Source organism: Staphylococcus sp. GW823-FHT05F06 (assembly GCF_058795495.1).
Window position 1 is genome coordinate 119,471 of the sequence record NZ_JBXAHW010000006.1, and the last position, 21,507, is coordinate 140,977.

The 21,507-nt window shown below is 31.8% G+C and carries 18 protein-coding genes; 15 read left to right on the forward strand and 3 right to left on the reverse strand.

From position 1 onward, the window contains the following. Positions 1-1,665 (forward strand): acetolactate synthase AlsS, encoded by a 1,665-nt coding sequence (gene alsS, locus AC1Q7N_RS05785; protein ID WP_001830666.1) that lies wholly within the window; start codon positions 1-3, stop codon positions 1,663-1,665. A gap of 111 nt (positions 1,666-1,776) precedes the next feature. Continuing rightward, entirely contained in the window at positions 1,777-2,481 is a 705-nt protein-coding gene (gene budA / locus AC1Q7N_RS05790) for an acetolactate decarboxylase (RefSeq protein ID WP_001830626.1), read from the forward strand. A gap of 398 nt (positions 2,482-2,879) precedes the next feature. On the opposite strand, the gene AC1Q7N_RS05795 is transcribed toward budA, so the two are convergent. Beyond that, entirely contained in the window at positions 2,880-3,749 is an 870-nt protein-coding gene (locus AC1Q7N_RS05795) for an oxidoreductase (protein WP_001830628.1), read from the reverse strand. A gap of 75 nt (positions 3,750-3,824) precedes the next feature. On the opposite strand from AC1Q7N_RS05795, the gene panB reads away from it, so the two are divergent. From panB to AC1Q7N_RS05830, 7 genes are all read left to right on the forward strand, one after another. Then, positions 3,825-4,643: a 3-methyl-2-oxobutanoate hydroxymethyltransferase gene (gene panB, locus AC1Q7N_RS05800; protein WP_001830671.1), complete on the forward strand. Its 819-nt coding sequence runs from the start codon at positions 3,825-3,827 to the stop codon at positions 4,641-4,643. Then, positions 4,636-5,496: a pantoate--beta-alanine ligase gene (gene panC / locus AC1Q7N_RS05805; protein ID WP_001830610.1), complete on the forward strand. Its 861-nt coding sequence runs from the start codon at positions 4,636-4,638 to the stop codon at positions 5,494-5,496. The genes panB and panC overlap by 8 nt, the downstream gene beginning before the upstream one ends. Next, on the forward strand, positions 5,489-5,875 hold the full coding sequence (gene panD / locus AC1Q7N_RS05810) for an aspartate 1-decarboxylase (protein ID WP_001830619.1): 387 nt from the start codon (positions 5,489-5,491) through the stop codon (positions 5,873-5,875). Before panC ends, panD begins: the two co-directional genes overlap by 8 nt. 417 nt (positions 5,876-6,292) lie before the next feature. Beyond that, positions 6,293-7,303 carry a zinc-ribbon domain-containing protein gene (locus AC1Q7N_RS05815; protein ID WP_001830633.1) on the forward strand — a complete coding sequence of 337 codons (1,011 nt, stop codon included), beginning with the start codon at positions 6,293-6,295 and terminating at the stop codon, positions 7,301-7,303. 3 nt (positions 7,304-7,306) lie between these two features. Further along, the gene (locus AC1Q7N_RS05820) at positions 7,307-8,638 is read left to right on the forward strand and encodes a zinc ribbon domain-containing protein (RefSeq protein WP_002486289.1); all 1,332 of its coding nucleotides are present in this window, start codon (positions 7,307-7,309) and stop codon (positions 8,636-8,638) included. Positions 8,639-8,944: 306 nt separating this feature from the next. Further along, positions 8,945-9,631: an epoxyqueuosine reductase QueH gene (locus tag AC1Q7N_RS05825; RefSeq protein ID WP_153647446.1), complete on the forward strand. Its 687-nt coding sequence runs from the start codon at positions 8,945-8,947 to the stop codon at positions 9,629-9,631. 282 nt (positions 9,632-9,913) lie between these two features. Further along, on the forward strand, positions 9,914-10,069 hold the full coding sequence (locus AC1Q7N_RS05830; RefSeq protein ID WP_001830677.1) for a hypothetical protein: 156 nt from the start codon (positions 9,914-9,916) through the stop codon (positions 10,067-10,069). A 130-nt stretch (positions 10,070-10,199) separates the two neighbouring features. Here the strand turns inward: AC1Q7N_RS05830 and AC1Q7N_RS05835 are convergent, their stop codons facing one another. Then, complete coding sequence (locus AC1Q7N_RS05835) at positions 10,200-10,469, reverse strand: hypothetical protein (protein WP_001830640.1); 270 nt, start codon at positions 10,467-10,469, stop codon at positions 10,200-10,202. 93 nt (positions 10,470-10,562) lie between these two features. Continuing rightward, positions 10,563-11,627, reverse strand: a complete 1,065-nt coding sequence (locus AC1Q7N_RS05840) for a quinone-dependent dihydroorotate dehydrogenase (RefSeq protein ID WP_001830663.1) — start codon at positions 11,625-11,627, stop codon at positions 10,563-10,565. Between the two features lie 223 nt (positions 11,628-11,850). Here AC1Q7N_RS05840 and AC1Q7N_RS05845 point away from each other — a divergent pair, with 223 nt between their 5' ends. The 6 genes from AC1Q7N_RS05845 to AC1Q7N_RS05870 all read left to right on the forward strand — a co-directional run bounded on the left by AC1Q7N_RS05845 (position 11,851) and on the right by AC1Q7N_RS05870 (position 20,855). Continuing rightward, a complete protein-coding gene (locus AC1Q7N_RS05845) occupies positions 11,851-12,708 on the forward strand; it encodes a fructosamine kinase family protein (RefSeq protein WP_001830635.1) in 858 nt (285 codons plus the stop codon). 206 nt (positions 12,709-12,914) lie between these two features. Beyond that, entirely contained in the window at positions 12,915-14,294 is a 1,380-nt protein-coding gene (locus tag AC1Q7N_RS05850) for an amino acid permease (RefSeq protein ID WP_001830673.1), read from the forward strand. A 301-nt stretch (positions 14,295-14,595) separates the two neighbouring features. Then, the gene (locus tag AC1Q7N_RS05855; protein ID WP_001830678.1) at positions 14,596-15,654 is read left to right on the forward strand and encodes a PTS sugar transporter subunit IIC; all 1,059 of its coding nucleotides are present in this window, start codon (positions 14,596-14,598) and stop codon (positions 15,652-15,654) included. Between the two features lie 100 nt (positions 15,655-15,754). Further along, a complete protein-coding gene (locus AC1Q7N_RS05860) occupies positions 15,755-17,179 on the forward strand; it encodes a polyphosphate--AMP phosphotransferase (protein WP_001830598.1) in 1,425 nt (474 codons plus the stop codon). Between the two features lie 655 nt (positions 17,180-17,834). Next, a complete protein-coding gene (locus AC1Q7N_RS05865; RefSeq protein WP_002438072.1) occupies positions 17,835-18,542 on the forward strand; it encodes a lysozyme family protein in 708 nt (235 codons plus the stop codon). Positions 18,543-19,046: 504 nt separating this feature from the next. Continuing rightward, positions 19,047-20,855, forward strand: a complete 1,809-nt coding sequence (locus tag AC1Q7N_RS05870; protein WP_001830636.1) for an acyltransferase family protein — start codon at positions 19,047-19,049, stop codon at positions 20,853-20,855. The last annotated feature ends 652 nt before the right edge of the window (positions 20,856-21,507 follow it).

The window sequence follows — 21,507 nt, forward strand, 5'->3', positions numbered from 1 at the left end:
ATGGCGGAAAAACAATATTCTGCAGCACAAATGGTAATTGATACTTTAAAAAATAATGGAGTTGAGTATGTATTTGGTATTCCAGGTGCGAAAATCGACTACTTATTTAATGCACTAGAGGATGACGATATTGAATTAGTCGTTACGCGTCATGAACAAAACGCAGCGATGATTGCACAAGGTATTGGTCGTTTAACAGGAAAACCAGGTGTGGCTATTACTACAAGTGGCCCAGGGGTAAGTAACTTAACTACTGGTTTATTAACTGCAACTTCTGAAGGTGACCCTGTATTAGCTATCGGTGGTCAAGTTAAAAGAAATGACTTATTACGTTTAACACATCAAAGTATTGATAACGCATCATTACTTAGATCCTCAACTAAATATAGTGCAGAAGTACAAGATCCAGAATCACTATCAGAGGTTATTACGAATGCAATGCGTACAGCCACTTCAGGTAAAAATGGAGCGAGCTTTATCAGTATTCCACAAGATGTTATTTCATCACCTGTCAAAGCTGATGCAATTTCATTATGTCAAAAACCACATCTTGGTGTACCTTCAGAACAAGAAATTAATGAAGTGATTGAGGCTATTAAAAATTCTAAATTCCCAGTATTATTAGCTGGAATGAGAAGTTCAAGCCAAGCTGAAACAGAAGCTATTCGCCGTTTAGTTCAAAAAACAAATTTACCTGTTGTTGAAACATTCCAAGGTGCCGGCGTAATTAGTCGCGAATTAGAAAATCACTTCTTCGGTCGTGTTGGTTTATTTAGAAACCAAGTGGGTGACGAATTACTTAGAAAAAGTGATTTAGTTATCACAATCGGTTATGACCCTATTGAATATGAAGCAAGTAACTGGAATAAAGAATTAGATACTAAAATCATCAATGTCGATGAAGAACATGCTGAAATCACTAATTACATGCAACCAGTTAAAGAGTTAATCGGAAACATTGCAGGTACAATAGATATGATTTCTGAACATGTAAATGAACCATTTATTAATCAAGATCATTTAGATGAACTTGAAAAATTAAGAGGCGAAATCACAGAAGCAACTGGAATTAAAGCAACTCACAAAGAAGGTGTGATGCACCCAGTTGAAATCATTGAAACAATGCAAAAAGTTTTAACTGATGATACTACTGTAACTGTAGATGTGGGAAGCCATTACATTTGGATGGCTCGTAAATACAGAAGTTACAATCCTAGACATTTACTATTTAGTAACGGTATGCAAACTCTAGGTGTTGCACTTCCATGGGCTATTTCAGCTGCACTTGTACGTCCAAATACACAAGTTGTTTCTGTAGCTGGAGACGGTGGTTTCCTATTCTCAGGACAAGAATTAGAAACTGCAGTACGTAAAAACTTAAATATCATTCAATTAATTTGGAATGATGGTCGTTATAACATGGTTGAATTCCAAGAAGAAATGAAATATAAACGCTCTTCAGGTGTAGAATTTGGACCAGTTGATTATGTAAAATATGCAGAATCATTTGGCGCTAAAGGATTACGTGTGACTAATCAAGAAGAATTAGAGGCAGCACTTAAAGAGGGTTACGAAACTGATGGACCAGTATTAATTGATATCCCAGTTAACTATGCAGATAATGTTAAATTATCTACAAATATGTTACCAAATGCTTTAAATTAATAAATTAACCAATGATACTAAGGTGAATTTTAATAAAACGCACTCTAAGGTTGAAAGGCTACCTTAGAATGCGTTTCTTCAAGTAATGAATATTAATAGGAGTGATTATGAATGACTAATGTATTATATCAACACGGAACATTAGGAACTTTAATGGCAGGTTTATTAGAAGGAACTGCTTCAATTAATGACTTATTAGAACATGGTGATTTAGGTATTGCTACGCTTACAGGTTCTGATGGAGAAGTAATTTTTGTTGATGGTAAAGCTTATCATGCAAATGAACATAAAGAATTTATAGAATTGACAGGCGACGAAATGACACCATATGCAACTGTTACAAAATTCAAAGCAGACTCAAGTTTTAAAACATCTAATAAAAATCAAGAAGAAGTATTCGATGAAGTTAAAAAACAAATGAAAAGTGAAAATATGTTCTCGGCAGTTAAAATTTCAGGAACGTTTAAAAAAATGCATGTACGTATGATGCCTGGTCAAGAACCTCCATACACACGTTTAATTGATTCAGCTCGTAGACAACCTGAAGAAACACGTGAAAATATCAAAGGTTCAATCGTAGGTTTCTTCACTCCAGAATTATTCCATGGTATTGGTTCTGCAGGTTTCCATATTCACTTTGCAAATGATGATCGTGATTTTGGTGGTCATATTTTAGACTTTGAAGTGGATGATGTGACTGTTGAAATACAAAACTTTGAAACATTTGAACAACACTTCCCAGTAGATGCTAAATCATTTACTGATGCTGACATTGACTATAAAGATATAGCCGATGAAATCAGAGAAGCTGAATAATTGTTAGCTAGATGTACCTTAACTCCAAACATTATAGACTACAATGATTTGTATACTAAATAGATGAGGATAAGATAAAATATGTATTGAATATATTGTCTTATCTCGGTAACGAACCCCGACATAGAGAATTTCTGAATGAAACTCTCTATGTTGGGGTTTCTTGTACTACTATTGAAAAAGTTTGATATAAACAACATCTTCAATTCAAGTATAAATTATCTATATGGTTAACAAAGCCTAGGACATGAATTTGTGTTCTAGGCTTTGTTATATGTTTATGGTGATTAGAATTTATAAAGTAAATGCATTTCAAATATGGGGTTGTTTATTTGTAGAATAAATATATTTTTTTTGAGAAAAGGTCATATTTTATAATGACTAATTTACCTAAGATATCAATCTGGTTGTGTGTATTCAAGGTGATAAGCGTATAAAAATGTATAAGCCATATCTAGATAGGGTGTCTCTAAATGATGTTTTTTTGCACATTTATATATATAACCCTGTATGGCCTCGACTTCAAGAGGATGCTTGTTAATGACATCGTAATACATACTTGTTCCCATTTCGTCTGGATAACCTTTATAAATATTTAAAATATCATCAACGATATGATCTTCAAAGTCAATTTGTTCAGCTCTAGCAACTTTAAGACCATCAACTAATATACGACGACACAACGACTCAATATGAGGAGATTTTAAAATTTTAGCTGGTTGTTGTCCAATAGCAGTGATGGTATTTATACCTAAATTCACTAATAATTTATACCAAATGCTTTTTTCAATATTTTCTTGTAAAACCACCTCTATTTTGGAAGGATGAACCATTTGCTTGAATTGACGAGTTAGTGTGCTATCTTGAATATATAGTTGGTAATCTCTGAAATGTTGAACATTGTTGTTAACTTTTTGTCCGCTAATATAGACGACTGCTTGAAAGACATGTTGATATGGAAGTTTATTAAGCTGTCCATAGCCATTTTGTGCTAAGATAATGAGCGAATCGTCATGAGTGATTTTAGGTAATTGTTTAATGACGTCATCCAATTGATGTGTTTTAACTGCTATGATAATGACATCAAAAGTTTGATTAATATGATTAAATGAAGTCACTTTAACATTACTTCCATTAGAAGTATTTTCTGGGAAATAGGTCATTAATTTATCTTGCCGGCCGATGAGTTCCGTATCTGGTAGAACTTTTTTTAATTCAAAAGCTAACGTTGTACCCACTGCACCTGGGCCTATAATGGCAATTGTCATAACTTTATTCTTTCCTTTCTTTTTACGATTCATTATACTATTGCTAATAATAAAGGAAATTGAGGGTGAAATGAATTGAAAACTTTAAATCATTTAAACAAAATGAAGGCATCACAGCAAAAGATTTCTATGGTTACAGCTTATGATTATCCTAGTGCTAAGCAAGCACAACAAGCTGAAATTGACATGATTTTGGTAGGAGATTCTTTAGGAATGACAGTGTTAGGATATGATAGTACTGTTCAAGTTACATTGAACGATATGATTCATCATGGTAAGGCTGTTAAAAGAGGTGCTTCAGATACATTTATAGTTGTTGATATGCCTATAGGGACTGTTGGTTTAAGTGATGAAGAAGATCTAAAAAATGCACTTAAGCTTTATCAAAACACGAATGCTAACGCTGTCAAAGTAGAAGGGGCTCATCTTACATCATTTATTCAAAAAGCAACTAAAATGGGTATACCTGTTGTTTCTCACTTAGGTCTTACACCTCAAAGTGTAGGTGTAATGGGGTATAAACTTCAAGGGGATACAAAGACAGCCGCTATGCAACTTATCAAAGATGCTAAAGCTATGGAAACTGCTGGTGCAGTAGTACTGGTTTTAGAAGCCATACCTAGTGATTTAGCTCGAGAAATTAGTCAGCAACTCACTATTCCAGTTATAGGTATAGGGGCAGGAAAAGATACTGATGGGCAAGTGTTAGTGTATCATGATATGTTAAATTATGGTGTTGATCGACACGCTAAGTTTGTTAAGCAATTTGCAGACTTTTCAAGTGGTATTGATGGATTAAGGCAATATAATGAAGAAGTTAAAGCAGGGACGTTTCCTTCTGAAAATCATACTTACAAAAAACGTATTATGGATGAGGTAGAGCAACATGACTAAAGTTATTACAACAATCAATGAAATGCAATCTATTGTTAAACAACATCAACGTGAAGGTAAAACAATAGGATTCGTTCCGACTATGGGAGCTTTACATGATGGTCATTTAACCATGATGAAGCAATCTGTAAGCGAAAATGATCTCACGGTTATTAGTATATTTGTGAATCCCTTGCAGTTTGGACCTAATGAGGATTTTGATGCTTATCCACGTCAACTCGATGATGATGTGGCTGCAGTAAAAAAGTTACAAGTGGATTATGTTTTCCATCCGAGTGTAGATGAAATGTATCCAGAAGAATTAGGTATTCATCTGAAAGTTGGACACTTGGCACAAGTATTAGAGGGAGCACAAAGACCTGGACACTTCGAAGGTGTTGTGACCGTGGTCAACAAACTATTTAATATTGTGCAACCAGATTATGCCTATTTTGGGAAAAAGGATGCACAACAATTAGCTATTGTTGAAAAGATGGTTAAAGACTTTAATCTTCCTGTACATGTTATCGGTATTGATATCGTAAGAGAAAAAGATGGTTTAGCCAAAAGCTCTAGAAATATTTACTTGACCTCTGAAGAACGAAAAGAGGCAAAACATTTATATCAAAGTCTACGCTTAGCAAAGAATTTGTATGAAGCGGGTGAACGAGATAGCAATGAGATTATAGGTCAAATCGCTGCGTATTTAAACAAAAATATTAGTGGACATATTGATGATTTGGGTATTTATAGTTATCCAAATCTTATACAACAATCAAAGATTCATGGACGAATATTCATATCATTGGCAGTTAAATTTTCTAAAGCAAGATTGATAGATAATATAATTATTGGAGATGACTATATTGATTAGAACATTTATGAACTCAAAAATCCATAGAGCTAGAGTTACAGAATCTAATTTAAATTACGTTGGAAGCATAACAATAGATGCCAATATATTAGATGCGGTTGATATTTTACCCAATGAAAAGGTTGCTATTGTTAATAATAATAATGGTGCTCGATTTGAAACATATGTCATTGCTGGAGAACGTGGTAGTGGAAAGATGTGTTTAAATGGCGCGGCTTCAAGACTAGTTGAAGTTGGAGACGTCATTATTATTATGACATATGCACAATTAAATGAAGATGAAATGGTAGATCACTCACCAAAAGTAGCTGTGTTAAATGAAAATAATGAAATTATAGAAATGATAAATGAGAAAGAAAATACGATATCAAATGTATAAGAAATGAGATGGAATTCGTTCTCAAGTGATAGTGTCATTATCGATTTTGAAATCAAAAAGGTTTGAAAAGATATAAATAAGATGATGATTGAATCAATAAAATACTATGAGCATGATTAAGAGTCTGGACACAAGGTAGATGGATGTCCAGACTCTTTTTTATTTCAATTATATTGTTTTGAAGTAAATGTCTAAATAATAATGAAGAGAAATACATACTATTACTATAAATCAATTTGAGAATATATGAGTTGAAAAAGTGGCGGAAAATATATACTCCTTTATATGGAATCTATATACCACAATTCACTATGTCCGATTAAATAAATAAGATTTTTAGGATTTTTGTAGAAAACAATATAAATAAAATGATATAATTTAAAAGATTACAAAATATTTATTATAGGAGGGTTTTATATGCATTGTCCGAATTGCGGTAATCCAATAGAAGATGATGATTTATTCTGTGGTGAATGTGGACATAAAATAAGTCGACATCCACAGTCAGTCAGAAATGCAGAAAGTGAAATAACAAAAGCTGAAAAGAATGATGAAGAACAAAACATAACATCAAATAATAAAGAAAACAACGCAGCGACTCATCAAAATGTTGATTCAACATCTCATGATGAGACTAGATCAAATGAAAATGACGTAGCAGATTCAACATTACAATCTAAGCAGTCACATAATGATACCCAACAATCAAATCTCTCTACATACCATCAAAGACCTCAACATCGAGAAATTCCTCAAAATCAACACAATCACGATCAACAGCAAAGTCAAATAGGTCAACAAGCTAAACAAGTAACAAATGAAAGTAAAGGTTTCTTTAAAAGTGCATTTACTGCACCTGATAAAATCATTCAAACTAATCATGTTTTCAGTTTTAAATTATTATTATCATTATTAATAATCGGTTTTATTGTATTAGCAATTTTACTCGCTTCCGTAATACCAGTTGAGATTGGTATTTTCGGTACTACAAGAGGAAGTTTGGTAACGAGTATCATTTTTGGTATTATTCTATTTTTGGTTGTCATAGTAGGTGCAATATTTGGGCTTACACGTTTAGTAGTTAGACAACCTATTGCATTTAAAAAAGTATTATCAGACTATGTGTTAATTAATAGTGTTTCGTTAGCAATTTTAATTATTTCTGTAATTTTAATATTAGCAGAATCATACAGCTTTGGCGGAAGTATAGCATTATTGTCTTTATTATTATTTATTGCTTCTGGTATTTATCTAATTGCGAAGTATAGCACTGGTAATCAAACAAGAATATCCAGCTTTTATGGTGTGATTATTTATATCATTATTTTGTTCTTATTTATTCGTATTTTTGGGGAGGCATTTTTCCATCAAATATTTGGTGATTTTATAGAAGAACTAGGGGATTTATTTGAAGGAGGAACTTATTAAAATATGAAATATTGCAGTAATTGTGGTCAACCTCTTCGAGAAGGTGTAAAGGTGTGTACAAATTGTGGTACGCCTGTGAGAAATGATGGACCTAATTATAAACATTCAGAACAACGTTATTCTCATCAACAACCACGTTCCAATAAGAGTAATAAAAAAACTTGGTTGATTGTTACTATAGTGTTAGCCATTATCATTGCTTTGGTAGTAATCTTTACTATAGCTAAAAATCAAATGTCTCCAGAAAAACAAGCGACTCACATTGCACATGCTATCAAAAAAGACGATGCTAAATCATTATCTAAGCAATTAACATCAAACGATCATCGTTTAAATGAAGAAGAAGCACGTGCGTACTTAAAGTATATTAAAGCAGAAAGTGATTTAAAGCATGTTGCTGACAAAGTTGAAGAAAACACCAAAGATATTAAAAATAATCACTATAACAATTTATCTGTAGATGCAAATGATAATAATATTTTAAATATATCTAAAGACGGGAAAAAATATGTTTTTTTTGATAACTATCAATTTAATGTTCCTCAAAAAACAATTACGATCGTTTCAAGTGATAGTGGTGAAATTACTTATGAATTTAACGGGGATAAACATCATATTTCTGTAGAAGAAGATGACGATAAAGAATTAGGAACATTTCCTATCGGTGATTATAATTTAAAAGCATCAAAAGACATGGAAGGTAAAAATTTTAAAGGCGCTATTACAATTGATATGAGTGAAAGTGATAGTATTGCATATGAATCGTTTAAACAAAAACGTTTTAATGTTGATACTGAAGGCGGATATATATTAGATAATGTAAAAATATATGCTAATGGTAAAGAAATAGGCGATGGTTTTTCATCAGAAACATATGGTCCTTATGATCCAGATGAAGAAGTTATCGTTCACGCTGAAGGTTCATACGAAGGAAAAACTTTTAAATCAAATTCGGTCAATGTAGCAAGTGCAAGCGAAAAAGATGGTGGTGTGACAGATGTCACAGTCAAATTCGATGAAGAAGCTATTGATCAGTATGTCGATAAAAAATTAGATGAAAAATACGATGATTCAGATGACGAGTCAGATAACGATTCAAGTAGTGGCGAAGTAACGCGTGAAAATGTAATTGATAAAGTAGAGTCATATGAAGGACATACACTAGATACTGATACGTATACGTATAAAGAACCTGAAAAAACCGGTGATGGTAAATGGGGTTTTTCATTCTTAGATAAAGATGGAGATTTAGCTGGATCGTACACGGTAGACATTGACGACGGTTATGTTACAGAATATGACGAAGATGGTGAAGAAGTTGGATCTGGTTATTAATATTTAATGTAAGAACCTGAGACAAAAATAATTGTCTCAGGTGTTTTATTGTAGTGGAAATTGATGACTAATTTTAAAGTAGCTATGTAACAAATTTTTATTTTTAGGACTTGTTGTTAAAATGTGGAAATACACGCAATTCAAATTCGGTCGCTTTTTTTAATTTTTTAAGAGTTAAAGTCGAATTGTCTTGTACATTCGATATTTCCTTTATATATTCGCTAATATATAATATTATTAAATAATGTGTTATGTAGATGAAAGAGAGGTCATATTGTGATTGAAGCGAATCAAATTTTAGCTAAAATGAAAAATCAAAAAATCAACTATGATAAAGTATTAAGAAAGATAATTTCTCAATGGGAACGTGATGGAGAACGCCCTAAAATCTTACTTCATAGTTGTTGTGCACCTTGTAGTACATATACGTTAGAGTTTTTAACACAATATGCGGATATAGCGATTTATTTTGCGAATCCTAATATACATCCCAAAAGTGAATATTTAAGACGTGCTAAAGTTCAAGAACAATTTGTAAATGATTTTAATAATAAAACAGGTGCAAATGTAAAGTATATTGAAGCCGAATATGAACCGCATAAATTTATGAAAATGGCAAAAGATAAAGGTTTAACTGAAGAGCCGGAAGGTGGACTAAGATGTACGGCTTGTTTCGAGATGCGATTAGAAATTGTTGCAAAAGCTGCTTTAGAACATGGTTACGATTATTTTGGTAGTGCAATCACACTCTCTCCAAAGAAAAATGCGCAATTAATCAATGAACTAGGTATGGATGTACAAAATATATATAATGTAAAATATTTACCAAGTGATTTTAAAAAGAATAAAGGGTATGAACGTTCTATCGAAATGTGTAATGATTATAATATTTTTAGACAATGTTATTGTGGTTGTGTATTTGCAGCGATGAAGCAAGGTATAGATTTTAAACAAATAAATAAAGATGCTCAAGCATTTTTACAACAATTTTAAAAATATAAAATGTGAGGCTCGGACATAATTCCTAGCAAAATAGCCAGTAAATGAGTTTTCATAAATTCATTTACTGGCTTCTTTATTTACAATACTTCGTATTGTTGGCTCGCTTTCTTAGGGGACAGCTTCAGCCTGTAGTCTTCAGCTTGTCCTGTTCCCTCAAGAGTCTCGCCAAAATACTTTGTATTCATATGTAATTTTACATTAAAATACTTTAAAAAAATAAGCCCTTTCGTATAATTTAATAAACATCACTAAACTAAATTAACGAGGTGCCTTATGTATAAAGACTATAACATGACTCAACATACTCTACTAATGGAAACTTCAGTTCTTATCCCCACGAATGATATTTCACGACATGTAAATGATATTGCAGAAACAATTCCCGATACTGAATTCGATGAATTCAGACATTATCGTGGCTTAATATAAGAAAAGTAACAGCTCAACGAGGTGAAAATCATCAAAAAAATTATAAAAAAGACAATTTCTATATTATTTCAATAGAAATTGTCTTTATTTACTTATCTTGGACCTTTTTGTCCCAGGCTCATTTGTATATTTATATCGTTTTTTGGATGAATCGTATGATGGCTATCACTACAATGACAATCATTGAAACGAAAGATAAGATTTTGAAATGCTTACTTTTTGTTTCTTTATTAGATTCTCCATTTTCCATCATTTCCTGTAGTTCTCGTTCTATCTCAAGATCTAAATCAGTTTTTTGATAACCATTTAAACCTTGTCTATCTATATGGTCATTTTGATGTTTATAGTTGTTATTACTATCTTTTTTAGTATCGGTATCTTCTTTGTTTATTTTATCCATGATAGGACCTCCAATGAATAATAGCATTCTTAAACTTTTATACGTTATTTATTAAATTATTCATTATTTAAAAGGCAGCTTCATAATTGTAATTTATGCATCTAAACCAATAATATCACTTACATTAGCATAACCATGTCGAGTTAAATAATGCGCAATTTCTTTATTCATTTTCTTAGTCAAACCTGGTCCTTCAATGACTAATGAAGAGTATATTTGTAGTAATGATGCACCGTTTCTTAACATTTTGATAGCATCTTCAGAACTGAATATACCACCAGTTCCAATAATTAAGAAGTTACCTCGTGTTTGTTGATAGGCATATTTAACCAGTTGTAAGTTTCTTTGGAATAATGGTCTGCCACTCAAGCCACCTTTTTGTATTTTATTTTTTGAATTTAATCCATCGCGTTGTCGTGTCGTATTTGCCAACATAACCCCATCGAATGTATCTGTAATTGAAGGCAAGATTTTTTTAAAACCATCTAATTCCATATCAGATGTTAACTTTAAAAAGATAGGTACATTAATATTGTTCTTAGCTTTAAATGAATTTAAAGCATCACATAACATCGAAAATTCATCTTCGTCGTGAAAGTTTTGGAGATTTTCTGTATTTGGGGAGCTAATATTCACTGTAAAGAATGAGACGTCATTTTTAAATGTGTCAATCACTTTAATGTAATCTTGATAGCGATTTTCATAGGAAGTTGTTTTATTCACACCAACATTTAATCCTACTGGTATTGAGCATGAATGATTACGTAAATTACTTAGTGCTTTATTCATACCCTTATTATTGAATCCCATACGATTGATGAGTGCATCATCTTCTAGTAAACGATACATGCGTGGTTTTGGATTACCTGGTTGAGGCTTAGGTGTTATACCGCCGAGTTCAATTGCACCGAAGCCAATGTTTTCAAGTGCTTTTGGAACTTCACAAGATTTATCAAAACCTGCAGCTAACCCGATAGGATTATCAAAAGAAATACCGTGAATGTGTTGCGTTAATATTGGATTGTTATAAGTAAATAACTTATTAACGATAGGTAAAATGGGTGAACATTTTTGAACACACTTCAACGCATTGATGGTCAAACCATGTGCTCGTTCAGGATCTAATTTGAATAATAAAGGCTTAACTAATTTGTACATATAAATGCTCCTATTTCATTATATTTGAGGCTTACTATCCCCAGTTAATATGTTTGAAATTCATTCTTTTAATAGACTAGCATTTTCATGTAAAATTTCATAGTTAAATATTAGAAAGTTAAAAAATTGACTTAATTTAATAATATAAAGAATTTAAGATTAATGTTTTCATTATAGGTAATATAATAATGTAGATATAATATAAAGTTAAGAGGGTGAGAAAATGAATGAACAATGGATGAGCGCATTGCCACTTGACAATGTGAAAGACATTTCTCCAGTAAGTGGCGGAGATGTAAATGAAGCATTTAAAGTCACTACAGTTGAAGAAGATATTTTTTTTCTACTCGTTCAACGTCAACGATCAGAAGCCTTTTATGCCGCAGAAATTGCAGGACTAAATGAATTTGAAAATGCAGGTATAACAGCTCCAAGAGTAATTGCAAGTGGAGAGATAAATGGAGATGCATATTTATTATTAAGTTTTCTTGAAGAAGGTAGTCAAGGGAGTCAAAGAGAGCTTGCTCGATTAGTTGCTAGAATGCATAGCCAATACCAACAAGATAATAAATTTGGATTCCGTTTACCACATGAAGGTGCAGATATTTCCTTTGATAATTCATGGACTGAGACATGGAAAGAGATTTTTATAAATCGTAGAATGGATCACTTACAAGATGAGTTATTACGTGTAGGATTGTGGAAACAAGAAGATAAAAAAATGTATGAACGTGTAAGAAAAGTTATTGTTGATGAACTTTCAAATCATACTAGTAAGCCCTCTCTGTTACATGGTGATTTATGGGGAGGTAACTACATGTTCTTAACAAATGGCCAACCTGCTTTATTTGATCCTGCACCACTATATGGAGATAGAGAATTTGACATAGGAATCACTACAGTATTTGGTGGATTTACACAAGAGTTCTATGATGAATATAATCAACAGTTACCACTAGCCAAGGGATCACAAAAGCGTATAGAATTTTATAGATTATATTTACTTATGATACATTTACTTAAATTTGGAGGTATGTATGCTGATAGTGTACAACGCTCTATGAAAATCATTTTAGAATAAAGAACATCGACCTCACTAAAGATATCAACGGGCTTTAGTGAGGTTTTTAAACATAAGATTGATTGAAAATTTTAAAAATAGGGTATATTTAAATTTGTAATACGATTTTTCTGTGATTAAAAGAAATTTATTATAAAAAAAGGGGTATGACGTACGACATAATTTTCAGTCAGTGATTTACTCTATGAAATGGAGAAGAAAAGATTATGGCAGATAAACTGCAAAGAGAATTAAGCAATAGACATATACAATTAATTGCTATTGGCGGGGCTATTGGAACAGGTTTATTTCTTGGTGCTGGCCAATCTATTCATTTAGCAGGCCCATCTATCTTACTAACATACATAATAGTAGGTTTTGTTCTCTTTATGTTCATGAGAGCTATGGGAGAATTACTGTTATCCAATTTAGGATTTAAATCGTTTGGTGACATTGCTCATCATCATATTGGTTCTATGGCAGGTTTTATGGTGGGGTGGACATATTGGTTAACATGGATTATTTCAGGAATGGCAGAAGTGACTGCTGTTGCCAAGTATGTTTCCTTCTGGTATCCAACAATTCCAAACTGGTTAACAGCTGCAGCGACTATTTTAGTTTTAGTTGCTTTAAATCTATTCAGTGCTAAATTATTTGGAGAATTAGAATTTTGGCTATCTATTATTAAAGTTTTGACTATTTTAGCTTTGATAGCCGTTGGTGTTGTTATGATTGTATTTGGAATGAAGACAAGCTATGGCCCTGCAACGGTAACGAATATATGGAAAGACGGAGGCTTTTTCCCTAATGGTGCACAAGGTTTCTTCATGTCATTCCAAATGGCAATTTTCTCATTTATTGGTATTGAGTTGATTGGAATAACTGCAGGGGAGACTAAAGATCCTCACAAAACAATTCCTCAAGCAATTAATAATGTACCGTTTAGAATATTATTATTTTATATAGGATCGTTGGCAGTTATCATGTCTGTTGTACCATGGCAACAATTGAATCCTGCTGACAGTCCATACGTTAAAATGTTTGGATTAGTTGGAATCCCTTTTGCAGCAGGTATTATTAACTTTGTTGTACTTACAGCTGCAGCCTCTTCTTGTAATAGTGGTATATTTGCTAATAGCCGTACGATGTTTGGATTAGCTGGAAGAAAGCAAGGTCCAGCATTCTTACATAGAACCAATAAGCACGGCGTACCACATTATGCTATTTTAGTGACATGTGGCTTATTAAGTATTTCAGTCGTGTTAAATGCAATTTTTAAAGATGCGACTAAAGTGTTCGTACAAATTACAACATTTTCAACTGTTTTAAATATTATGATTTGGACAATTATTATGATCGCGTATCTAGGTTATTTAAGACATGAACCGAAACAGCATAAAGAAAGTAACTATAAAATGTGGGGCGGAAAATACATGGCTTACAGTATTTTAGGGTTCTTTGCATTTATTTTTATTATACTATTGATTAATAGTGCAACGCGTTATGCCGTACTTTCTGCACCCGTATGGTTTGTTATCATGCTATTGATGTATCAAAAATATAAAAAAGAATCTCGCAAAGCTAAAATTAAAAATGAGGAAGAGTAAAGCACTTATTATTTCAAATAGGACGAGTTAGCTAACACTTCATAACGTTAGTATTTAAACTAAAGGTTATGAAGTGTATTTTAATTAAAAAAATTAATGTTTTGAATTAAATGTCGAATAAGTTATCTTAATTTTCAGAAAAATATGATATACTATTGAGCATAGTCTTGAATGTCATATATGCATTTCACTAATTATCCCTCTAAGTTACAGCATCTAAGAAAGATTTAATTGAATCATATATGGGCTTCGAGACTCTTTTTATACATAATTTCACTTAGCACATTGGGAGGTTTAACTTATGTCGACGATAAAAAATATCGATGGACCAAAGGATTTTGTTTTTAGAGTGTTATCAGGGGTAGCAATTGGAATAGTAGCCGGACTCGTTCCAAATGCAATTTTGGGAGAAATTTTTAAATACTTTATGCAATATCATCCTATTTTCAAAACTTTATTAGGGGTCGTTCAAGCCATCCAATTTACAGTGCCAGCGCTTATTGGAGCATTGATAGCTATGAAGTTCAATATGACACCTTTAGCAATAGCTGTAGTAGCAAGTGCCTCATATGTTGGTAGTGGTGCAGCTCAATTTAAACAAGGTACATGGGTAATTGCGGGAATTGGGGATTTAATTAATACGATGTTAACTGCATCCATCGCCGTGTTACTTATTTTATTAATAGAAGAACGTGTTGGTAGTATGGCTTTAATTGTTTTTCCGACAGTTGTTGGTGGTTTAGCAGCTACAATCGGCGTATTTACTTTACCATATGTAAGGTTAATTACAACGGGAATTGGTAACATGGTTAATAGCTTTACTGAATTACAACCAGTGTTTATGAGTATGTTAATCTCTATGGTGTTTAGTTTTATAATCATATCACCATTGTCAACTGTAGCCATAGCTATTGCTATTGGATTATCAGGTATTGCTGCGGGATCTGCTTCAATAGGTATAGCAGCGACAGAAGCTGTATTATTGATTGGTACCAGCAAAGTTAATCATGTAGGTATTCCTTTATCAATATTTTTCGGTGGGGTGAAAATGATGATGCCAAATATGGTTAAATACCCTGTCATTATGATTCCGATTTTCTTGACAGCGGCAATATCTGGTATTGCTTCAGGGATTATTGGTATTTCAGGAACAAAAGAATCAGCAGGATTTGGTTTTATCGGAATGGTTGGGCCTATTAATGCCTTTAAATTTATGCATGTTGATTCTGCATGGTTAAGTTTATTACTTATTGTCATCGCCTTTTTTGTTGTGCCGTTTCTAGTTGCATGGATTTTAGATTTAATACTTAGAAGATTAATTCATTTGTATGAGAATGATATTTTTAAATTTATGGGATAAAGCTTCGTATCTCTTCGACGTTTAGAACGTTGAAGAGATTTTTCTATGTTAAAATATAACAATATAACATCTAACTTTAACATATATAGAGGGTGAAACGATGTCAGGGAAACTAGAAGAATTACAATTAAAAGTAGCTCGATTAAGTCGACGTACTCATGAATTAGGTATTCCAATTATGGTATTATTTGAGGGGATTCCTGCTTCGGGGAAGACACGTTTATCAAATGAATTACTATTGCACCTAGATGCCAAATATTCGCGATTTATAGCTACTAAATCGCCAGAGTCAAACGATTTACGTTACCAATTTTTACAAAAATATTGGAATACTTTACCACAAAAGGGCAATATAAATATTTATTTTAGAAGTTGGTATTCACACTTTTTAGATTATAAAGAAAATAAAATTAAGCATGATCAATATAAAAATTATGATGTTTTAGTCAATCAAATTTATCATTTTGAATCGATGTTAAAGAATGATAACTATGAAATTATAAAATTTTTCATAGAAATAAATGAAGAAAAACGCAATGAACATATTCAACAGACAAAAGATAATCCATTAACTAGATGGAAAGTTCAAGAATATGAAAATGTTATACCTCAAGAAAGTTATCTAAATCAAATGCATCAATTCATCAACAAAGATAAAGATTGGAAAGTGATCGATTACACAGAGCGCGAGCATGCTTTTGAAAAAATGTACTTACATTTAATAGATAGACTTGAGCAAGCTATAAAAAAAGTTGAACAACAAACAACTAAAGTCAACGGTAAGTTCACATCAAGCTTTACGACTTCTTTATTTAATAATAATCTTGAGAAAGTAGACAAAAAAACGTATAAAAATCTCATTGTTGAATTGCAACAGAGAATGAGAGAAATCCAATTTGCTTTATATGAAAGAAAGATTCCCCTTGTTTTGGTTTTCGAAGGTATGGATGCTGCTGGTAAAGGTGGCAATATTAAACGTATTAGAGAAAAATTAGATCCAACAGGATATGAAGTGAATGGTATTAGTGCACCTACGGATGTCGAACTTAAGCATCATTATTTGTGGAGATTTGCTAAAAAGATGCCAAAATCAGGTCATATAGAAATATTTGATCGGAGTTGGTATGGTCGTGTACTAGTTGAACGTGTAGAAGGTTTTGCAAGCCAGAATGAATGGCAACGAGCATCTGATGAAATCAATCAATTTGAAAAGATGTGGACAGATGAAGGTACAATCATATTAAAATTCTTCTTATGTTTAGATAAAGATGAGCAGCTTAAGCGTTTTAAAGACCGTGAAAATAATCCTGATAAACAATGGAAGATTACTGAAGAAGATTGGCGTAATAGAGAAAAATGGGATGAATATTTAGAAGCAAGTCATGATATGATTGAATCTACAAACACTTCATATGCCCCTTGGTATATTGTTCCGGCAGATCATAAAAAAACGAGTCGGATTGAAGTACTTAAAACAATTATTAGAAAATGTGAAGAAGTACTATGGGGAGTTAAGACGTATTAATTTTAAATAAAAATCTCGGGAGTGAGACCATGGATGAAGCATTATTCATTGGTCTCACTCTCTTTTTTAATATAATGAATGAAATGTTTATGAATGAGAACGATGTGTTTCTTCTATTATATAGTCTAAAATGATAACTCACCTATATAGAAAATGGTAACGTCGTTTAATATAAAAGATATTTTGAGTTCCAAATTGATATATAGAGTTACATTTTGTTTATTAAAGAATAAGAGTTAAAAAGTAACATCATTAAAATAAGCAAACCTTCATAAAAAATGATAATATTTAGAATCAAATAGTTAGAATTATTTCATTTATGTAACAACATTGCAATCTGTAATTTTACAGATAACTTAATATAATAGTATTTCAGCTTGAAACACAAGGTAATTACTTAAATTAAGGTGGAATATGAAACTAATATTAAGGAATTATATGTTACAAACTGAAATATATCTGTTTTAAGATTACAAAACAATGTTGATATTGTAACCTTTTGTAAGGAACGTGTAATATACAAAGGCGATTTTTATGTTATAGTGGGTAGCGTCAAAAGTTAACAAAAAACATTTTCAATATAGCACAACGAATTTAAAACATTTAAATAACAAAACAAACAAATTTTAAATTATATCTGGAGGATTTATATATCATGAAAAAAACAGTTATCGCTTCTACATTAGCAGTATCTTTAGGAATTGCAGGTTACGGTTTATCAGGACATGAAGCACACGCTTCAGAAACTACAAACGTTGATAAAGCACACTTAGTAGATTTAGCACAACATAATCCTGAAGAATTAAATGCTAAACCAGTTCAAGCTGGTGCTTACGATATTCATTTCGTAGACAATGGATACCAATACAACTTCACTTCAAATGGTTCTGAATGGTCATGGAGCTACGCTGTAGCTGGTTCAGATGCTGATTACACAGAATCATCATCAAACCAAGAAGTAAGTGCAAATACACAATCTAGTAACACAAATGTACAAGCTGTTTCAGCTCCAACTTCTTCAGAAAGTCGTAGCTACAGCACATCAACTACTTCATACTCAGCACCAAGCCATAACTACAGCTCTCACAGTAGTTCAGTAAGATTATCAAATGGTAATACTGCTGGTTCTGTAGGTTCATATGCTGCTGCTCAAATGGCTGCACGTACTGGTGTATCTGCTTCAACATGGGAACACATCATTGCTAGAGAATCAAATGGTCAATTACATGCACGTAATGCTTCAGGTGCTGCTGGATTATTCCAAACTATGCCAGGTTGGGGTTCAACTGGTTCAGTAAATGATCAAATCAATGCCGCTTATAAAGCATATAAAGCACAAGGTTTATCTGCTTGGGGTATGTAATCCAAATCTAATAATATAATTAGAAAGAGTGAGACAGCATTCGTTGTTCTCTCAGCAACGAGGACTAAAATTGACTCCTTGTATATAAGTAAGTTTTAATTTTAGTTATCGATGCAATACATTAAAAAGCCTAGGACACATTGCTTTGTGTTCTAGGCTCTTTTTTATTTGAAAGTCTAATTAAAATGATTTATATAACAAAGTGATGTTAACAAAGTGAAAATATAACATCTAGACTGAAAAAATATAATAAAATTAAATGATATTATGTTTGTATTTATTTAAAAGATATGGTTATATAAATGGTGTGTTTAATATCATATATAGATACATTTAAATTGCTTGCCTACACAACTTATATGAAGATGCTCTAATAAATGTATACCTATTTAATTTGTTAAAGTATAATATTAAAGTAAAAAGATGACATGTCAATGCAATTGAGGATGTAATTGTGATAATATTAAGAGCAAGTATTTTAAAAATTAAACGGAGTGTAATTGAATGAACGAGAACAATTATAGACGTCTCAACAAAACTTATAAACCGCACTATTTGCCTGGTTTAGATGGTTTGAGAGCTATAGCAGTCATTGGGATAATCATTTATCATTTAAATACGAAATGGTTATCTGGTGGATTCCTTGGAGTAGATACTTTTTTTGTCATTTCTGGTTATCTCATAACTAGTTTATTATTAAGTGAGTATTATAGAAATAATTCTATTAATTTAGTTAATTTTTGGCTTAGAAGATTTAAACGATTAATACCAGCAATGATGTTTGTTGTCACGGTTGTTTTAATATATACATTACTATTTAAACCCGAATTAATTATTAGTATAAAACATGATGCTATAGCAGCACTTTTCTATGTTTCTAACTGGTGGTATATCATACAAGACGTAGACTATTTTAATCAATTTGCTGTAGCGCCATTAAAGCATTTGTGGTCATTAGCTATTGAAGAACAATTCTATCTATTCTTTCCATTTATACTTTTAGGCTTATTAAAGTTTTTCAAAAAGAGAACTACAATGATTATTCTATTAATCATCTCTTTATTATCATTAACTGCAATGATAACGATACATATGTATACAGGTAACAATTCTAGAGTTTATTTCGGGACTGACACACGTTTACAAACGTTATTATTAGGATGCTTACTAGCATTTATTTGGCCACCGTTCTCTTTCAGAAAGGATATATCTAAAGGTGCTAAAGCAAGTATAAGTGCAATAGGCATAGTCGGAATGGCAGTGCTCATTTATTTGTTTGTAGTGGTTAGTGATCAAGATAAATGGATATATAGTGGAGGATTTTATGCCATCTCGTTCTTAACACTGTTTGTCATTGCAAGCGTTGTGCATCCATCAAGTGTTTTAAAGAAAATACTAAGTTTCAAGTTATTTATTTATATAGGTAAGAGATCGTATAGTTTATATTTATGGCACTATCCTATCATTATTTTTATGAATAGTTATTTCGTACAAGGTCAGATTCCTTGGTTTGTATATATTTGTGAAGTGATACTTATGTTTGTCATGGCTGAAGTATCTTATAAATTTATCGAAACACCTATTAGAAAAAATGGATTTAAAGCATTCACGGTGATACCGAAAAATTTAACAAGATTTTCAAGAACGATTATTGTGTTAATCTTGCTTGTTCCTTCTGCATTCATAGTATTTGGTGCCTATGATAGTTTGGGTAAAGAGCATGATAAACAACAAGCTGCGAAACAAAAATCTTTTAAAACGAACCAGAAAGCAAAACCTAAAAAGCCAGATGAAAATAATCAAGATAAGTCTTCACAACAACATTTTAATCCTAAAGAAGCGTCTCCATTATTGCTGGGAGATTCAGTAATGGTAGATATCGGTCAAGTCTTTAGTGAAAAAGTACCAAATGCTAATATTGATGGAAAAGTTGGCCGACAGTTAATTGAGGGTAAAGATTTAATCAATCAAAAGTACCAAGATTATACTAAAAAAGGTCAGAGTGTTGTGATAGAACTTGGTACAAACGGTGAGTTTACGAAAAATCAAATGAATGAATTAATTGATTCTTTAGGTGAAGCAGATATTTACTTAATTAAGGTAAGAGTACCGAGAGACTACGAGTCTACTAATAATAAAATTATGGAACAAGTAGCTAAGAAACATAAAAATGTTCATATTGTTGATTGGTATAAAACATCTGAAGGTCATTCTGAGTATTTTGCATATGATGGTATTCACTTGGAATACAGTGGTGTTAAGGCATTATCTAATGAAATCATTAAGAAAATGAAAGAAGTTAATGAAAAATAATATTCAAAAATAAAAATAAGAGAGCTATATATCACTAGAAATTAGAGTTAGATTCAATGTGTTTCCTTAGTCATGATTTAATGAGATGACAAAAACAATTAAGTCAAAAATGGGTATATGGTATTTATTATTATAGTTCACCATAGTGATGGGGTGGGATAACGAATTCGATACGAATTCTGTCTCACCTCATTTTTTATCAATTTTATGAACAATCTTAACGATATCTAAGATTAAATTTACATCAAGTAAATATTCTTTATTGGCTAAATATTTAAAAGATAGATTAAACTCATCAAAGCTAAAGTTGTAATAATAGCAAAATTTATTATTACAAGAATATAACAATTATAAAACGTTACATGAAACATTGTTAGTTACATGCTTTCGTTACGCTATTTACAGACTTCGTTTAACGAAATAACTCTATGTAAACATTACAAAATGATAACACCGCACACAAACGTACATTTTTCTGATAAAGTAATGCTTGTCGTTAAAAAAGAACGAAACCAAGGATAACAAAGTAAATATTTTAGTCACATGACTATTCATTATATGAAATTAATTATTTAAATTTTTAGGAGGATATTTAACAATGAAAAAAATCGCTACAGCTACAATTGCAACTGCAGGAATCGCTACTTTCGCA

Excerpts from the sequence above, each read along its gene's own strand:
- budA (WP_001830626.1), top strand. The coding sequence starts at position 1,777 with ATGACTAATGTATTATATCAACACGGAACATTAGGAACTTTAATGGCA.
- AC1Q7N_RS05865 (WP_002438072.1), top strand. The coding sequence starts at position 17,835 with ATGAAAAAAACAGTTATCGCTTCTACATTAGCAGTATCTTTAGGAATT.
- AC1Q7N_RS05860 (WP_001830598.1), top strand. The coding sequence starts at position 15,755 with ATGTCAGGGAAACTAGAAGAATTACAATTAAAAGTAGCTCGATTAAGT.
- AC1Q7N_RS05850 (WP_001830673.1), top strand. The coding sequence starts at position 12,915 with ATGGCAGATAAACTGCAAAGAGAATTAAGCAATAGACATATACAATTA.
- panC (WP_001830610.1), top strand. The coding sequence starts at position 4,636 with ATGACTAAAGTTATTACAACAATCAATGAAATGCAATCTATTGTTAAA.
- AC1Q7N_RS05845 (WP_001830635.1), top strand. The coding sequence starts at position 11,851 with ATGAATGAACAATGGATGAGCGCATTGCCACTTGACAATGTGAAAGAC.
- AC1Q7N_RS05855 (WP_001830678.1), top strand. The coding sequence starts at position 14,596 with ATGTCGACGATAAAAAATATCGATGGACCAAAGGATTTTGTTTTTAGA.
- AC1Q7N_RS05870 (WP_001830636.1), top strand. The coding sequence starts at position 19,047 with ATGAACGAGAACAATTATAGACGTCTCAACAAAACTTATAAACCGCAC.
- AC1Q7N_RS05795 (WP_001830628.1), bottom strand. The coding sequence starts at position 3,749 with ATGACAATTGCCATTATAGGCCCAGGTGCAGTGGGTACAACGTTAGCT.
- AC1Q7N_RS05820 (WP_002486289.1), top strand. The coding sequence starts at position 7,307 with ATGAAATATTGCAGTAATTGTGGTCAACCTCTTCGAGAAGGTGTAAAG.
- AC1Q7N_RS05835 (WP_001830640.1), bottom strand. The coding sequence starts at position 10,469 with ATGGATAAAATAAACAAAGAAGATACCGATACTAAAAAAGATAGTAAT.
- AC1Q7N_RS05830 (WP_001830677.1), top strand. The coding sequence starts at position 9,914 with ATGTATAAAGACTATAACATGACTCAACATACTCTACTAATGGAAACT.
- AC1Q7N_RS05825 (WP_153647446.1), top strand. The coding sequence starts at position 8,945 with ATGAAAAATCAAAAAATCAACTATGATAAAGTATTAAGAAAGATAATT.
- AC1Q7N_RS05815 (WP_001830633.1), top strand. The coding sequence starts at position 6,293 with ATGCATTGTCCGAATTGCGGTAATCCAATAGAAGATGATGATTTATTC.
- AC1Q7N_RS05840 (WP_001830663.1), bottom strand. The coding sequence starts at position 11,627 with ATGTACAAATTAGTTAAGCCTTTATTATTCAAATTAGATCCTGAACGA.
- alsS (WP_001830666.1), top strand. The coding sequence starts at position 1 with ATGGCGGAAAAACAATATTCTGCAGCACAAATGGTAATTGATACTTTA.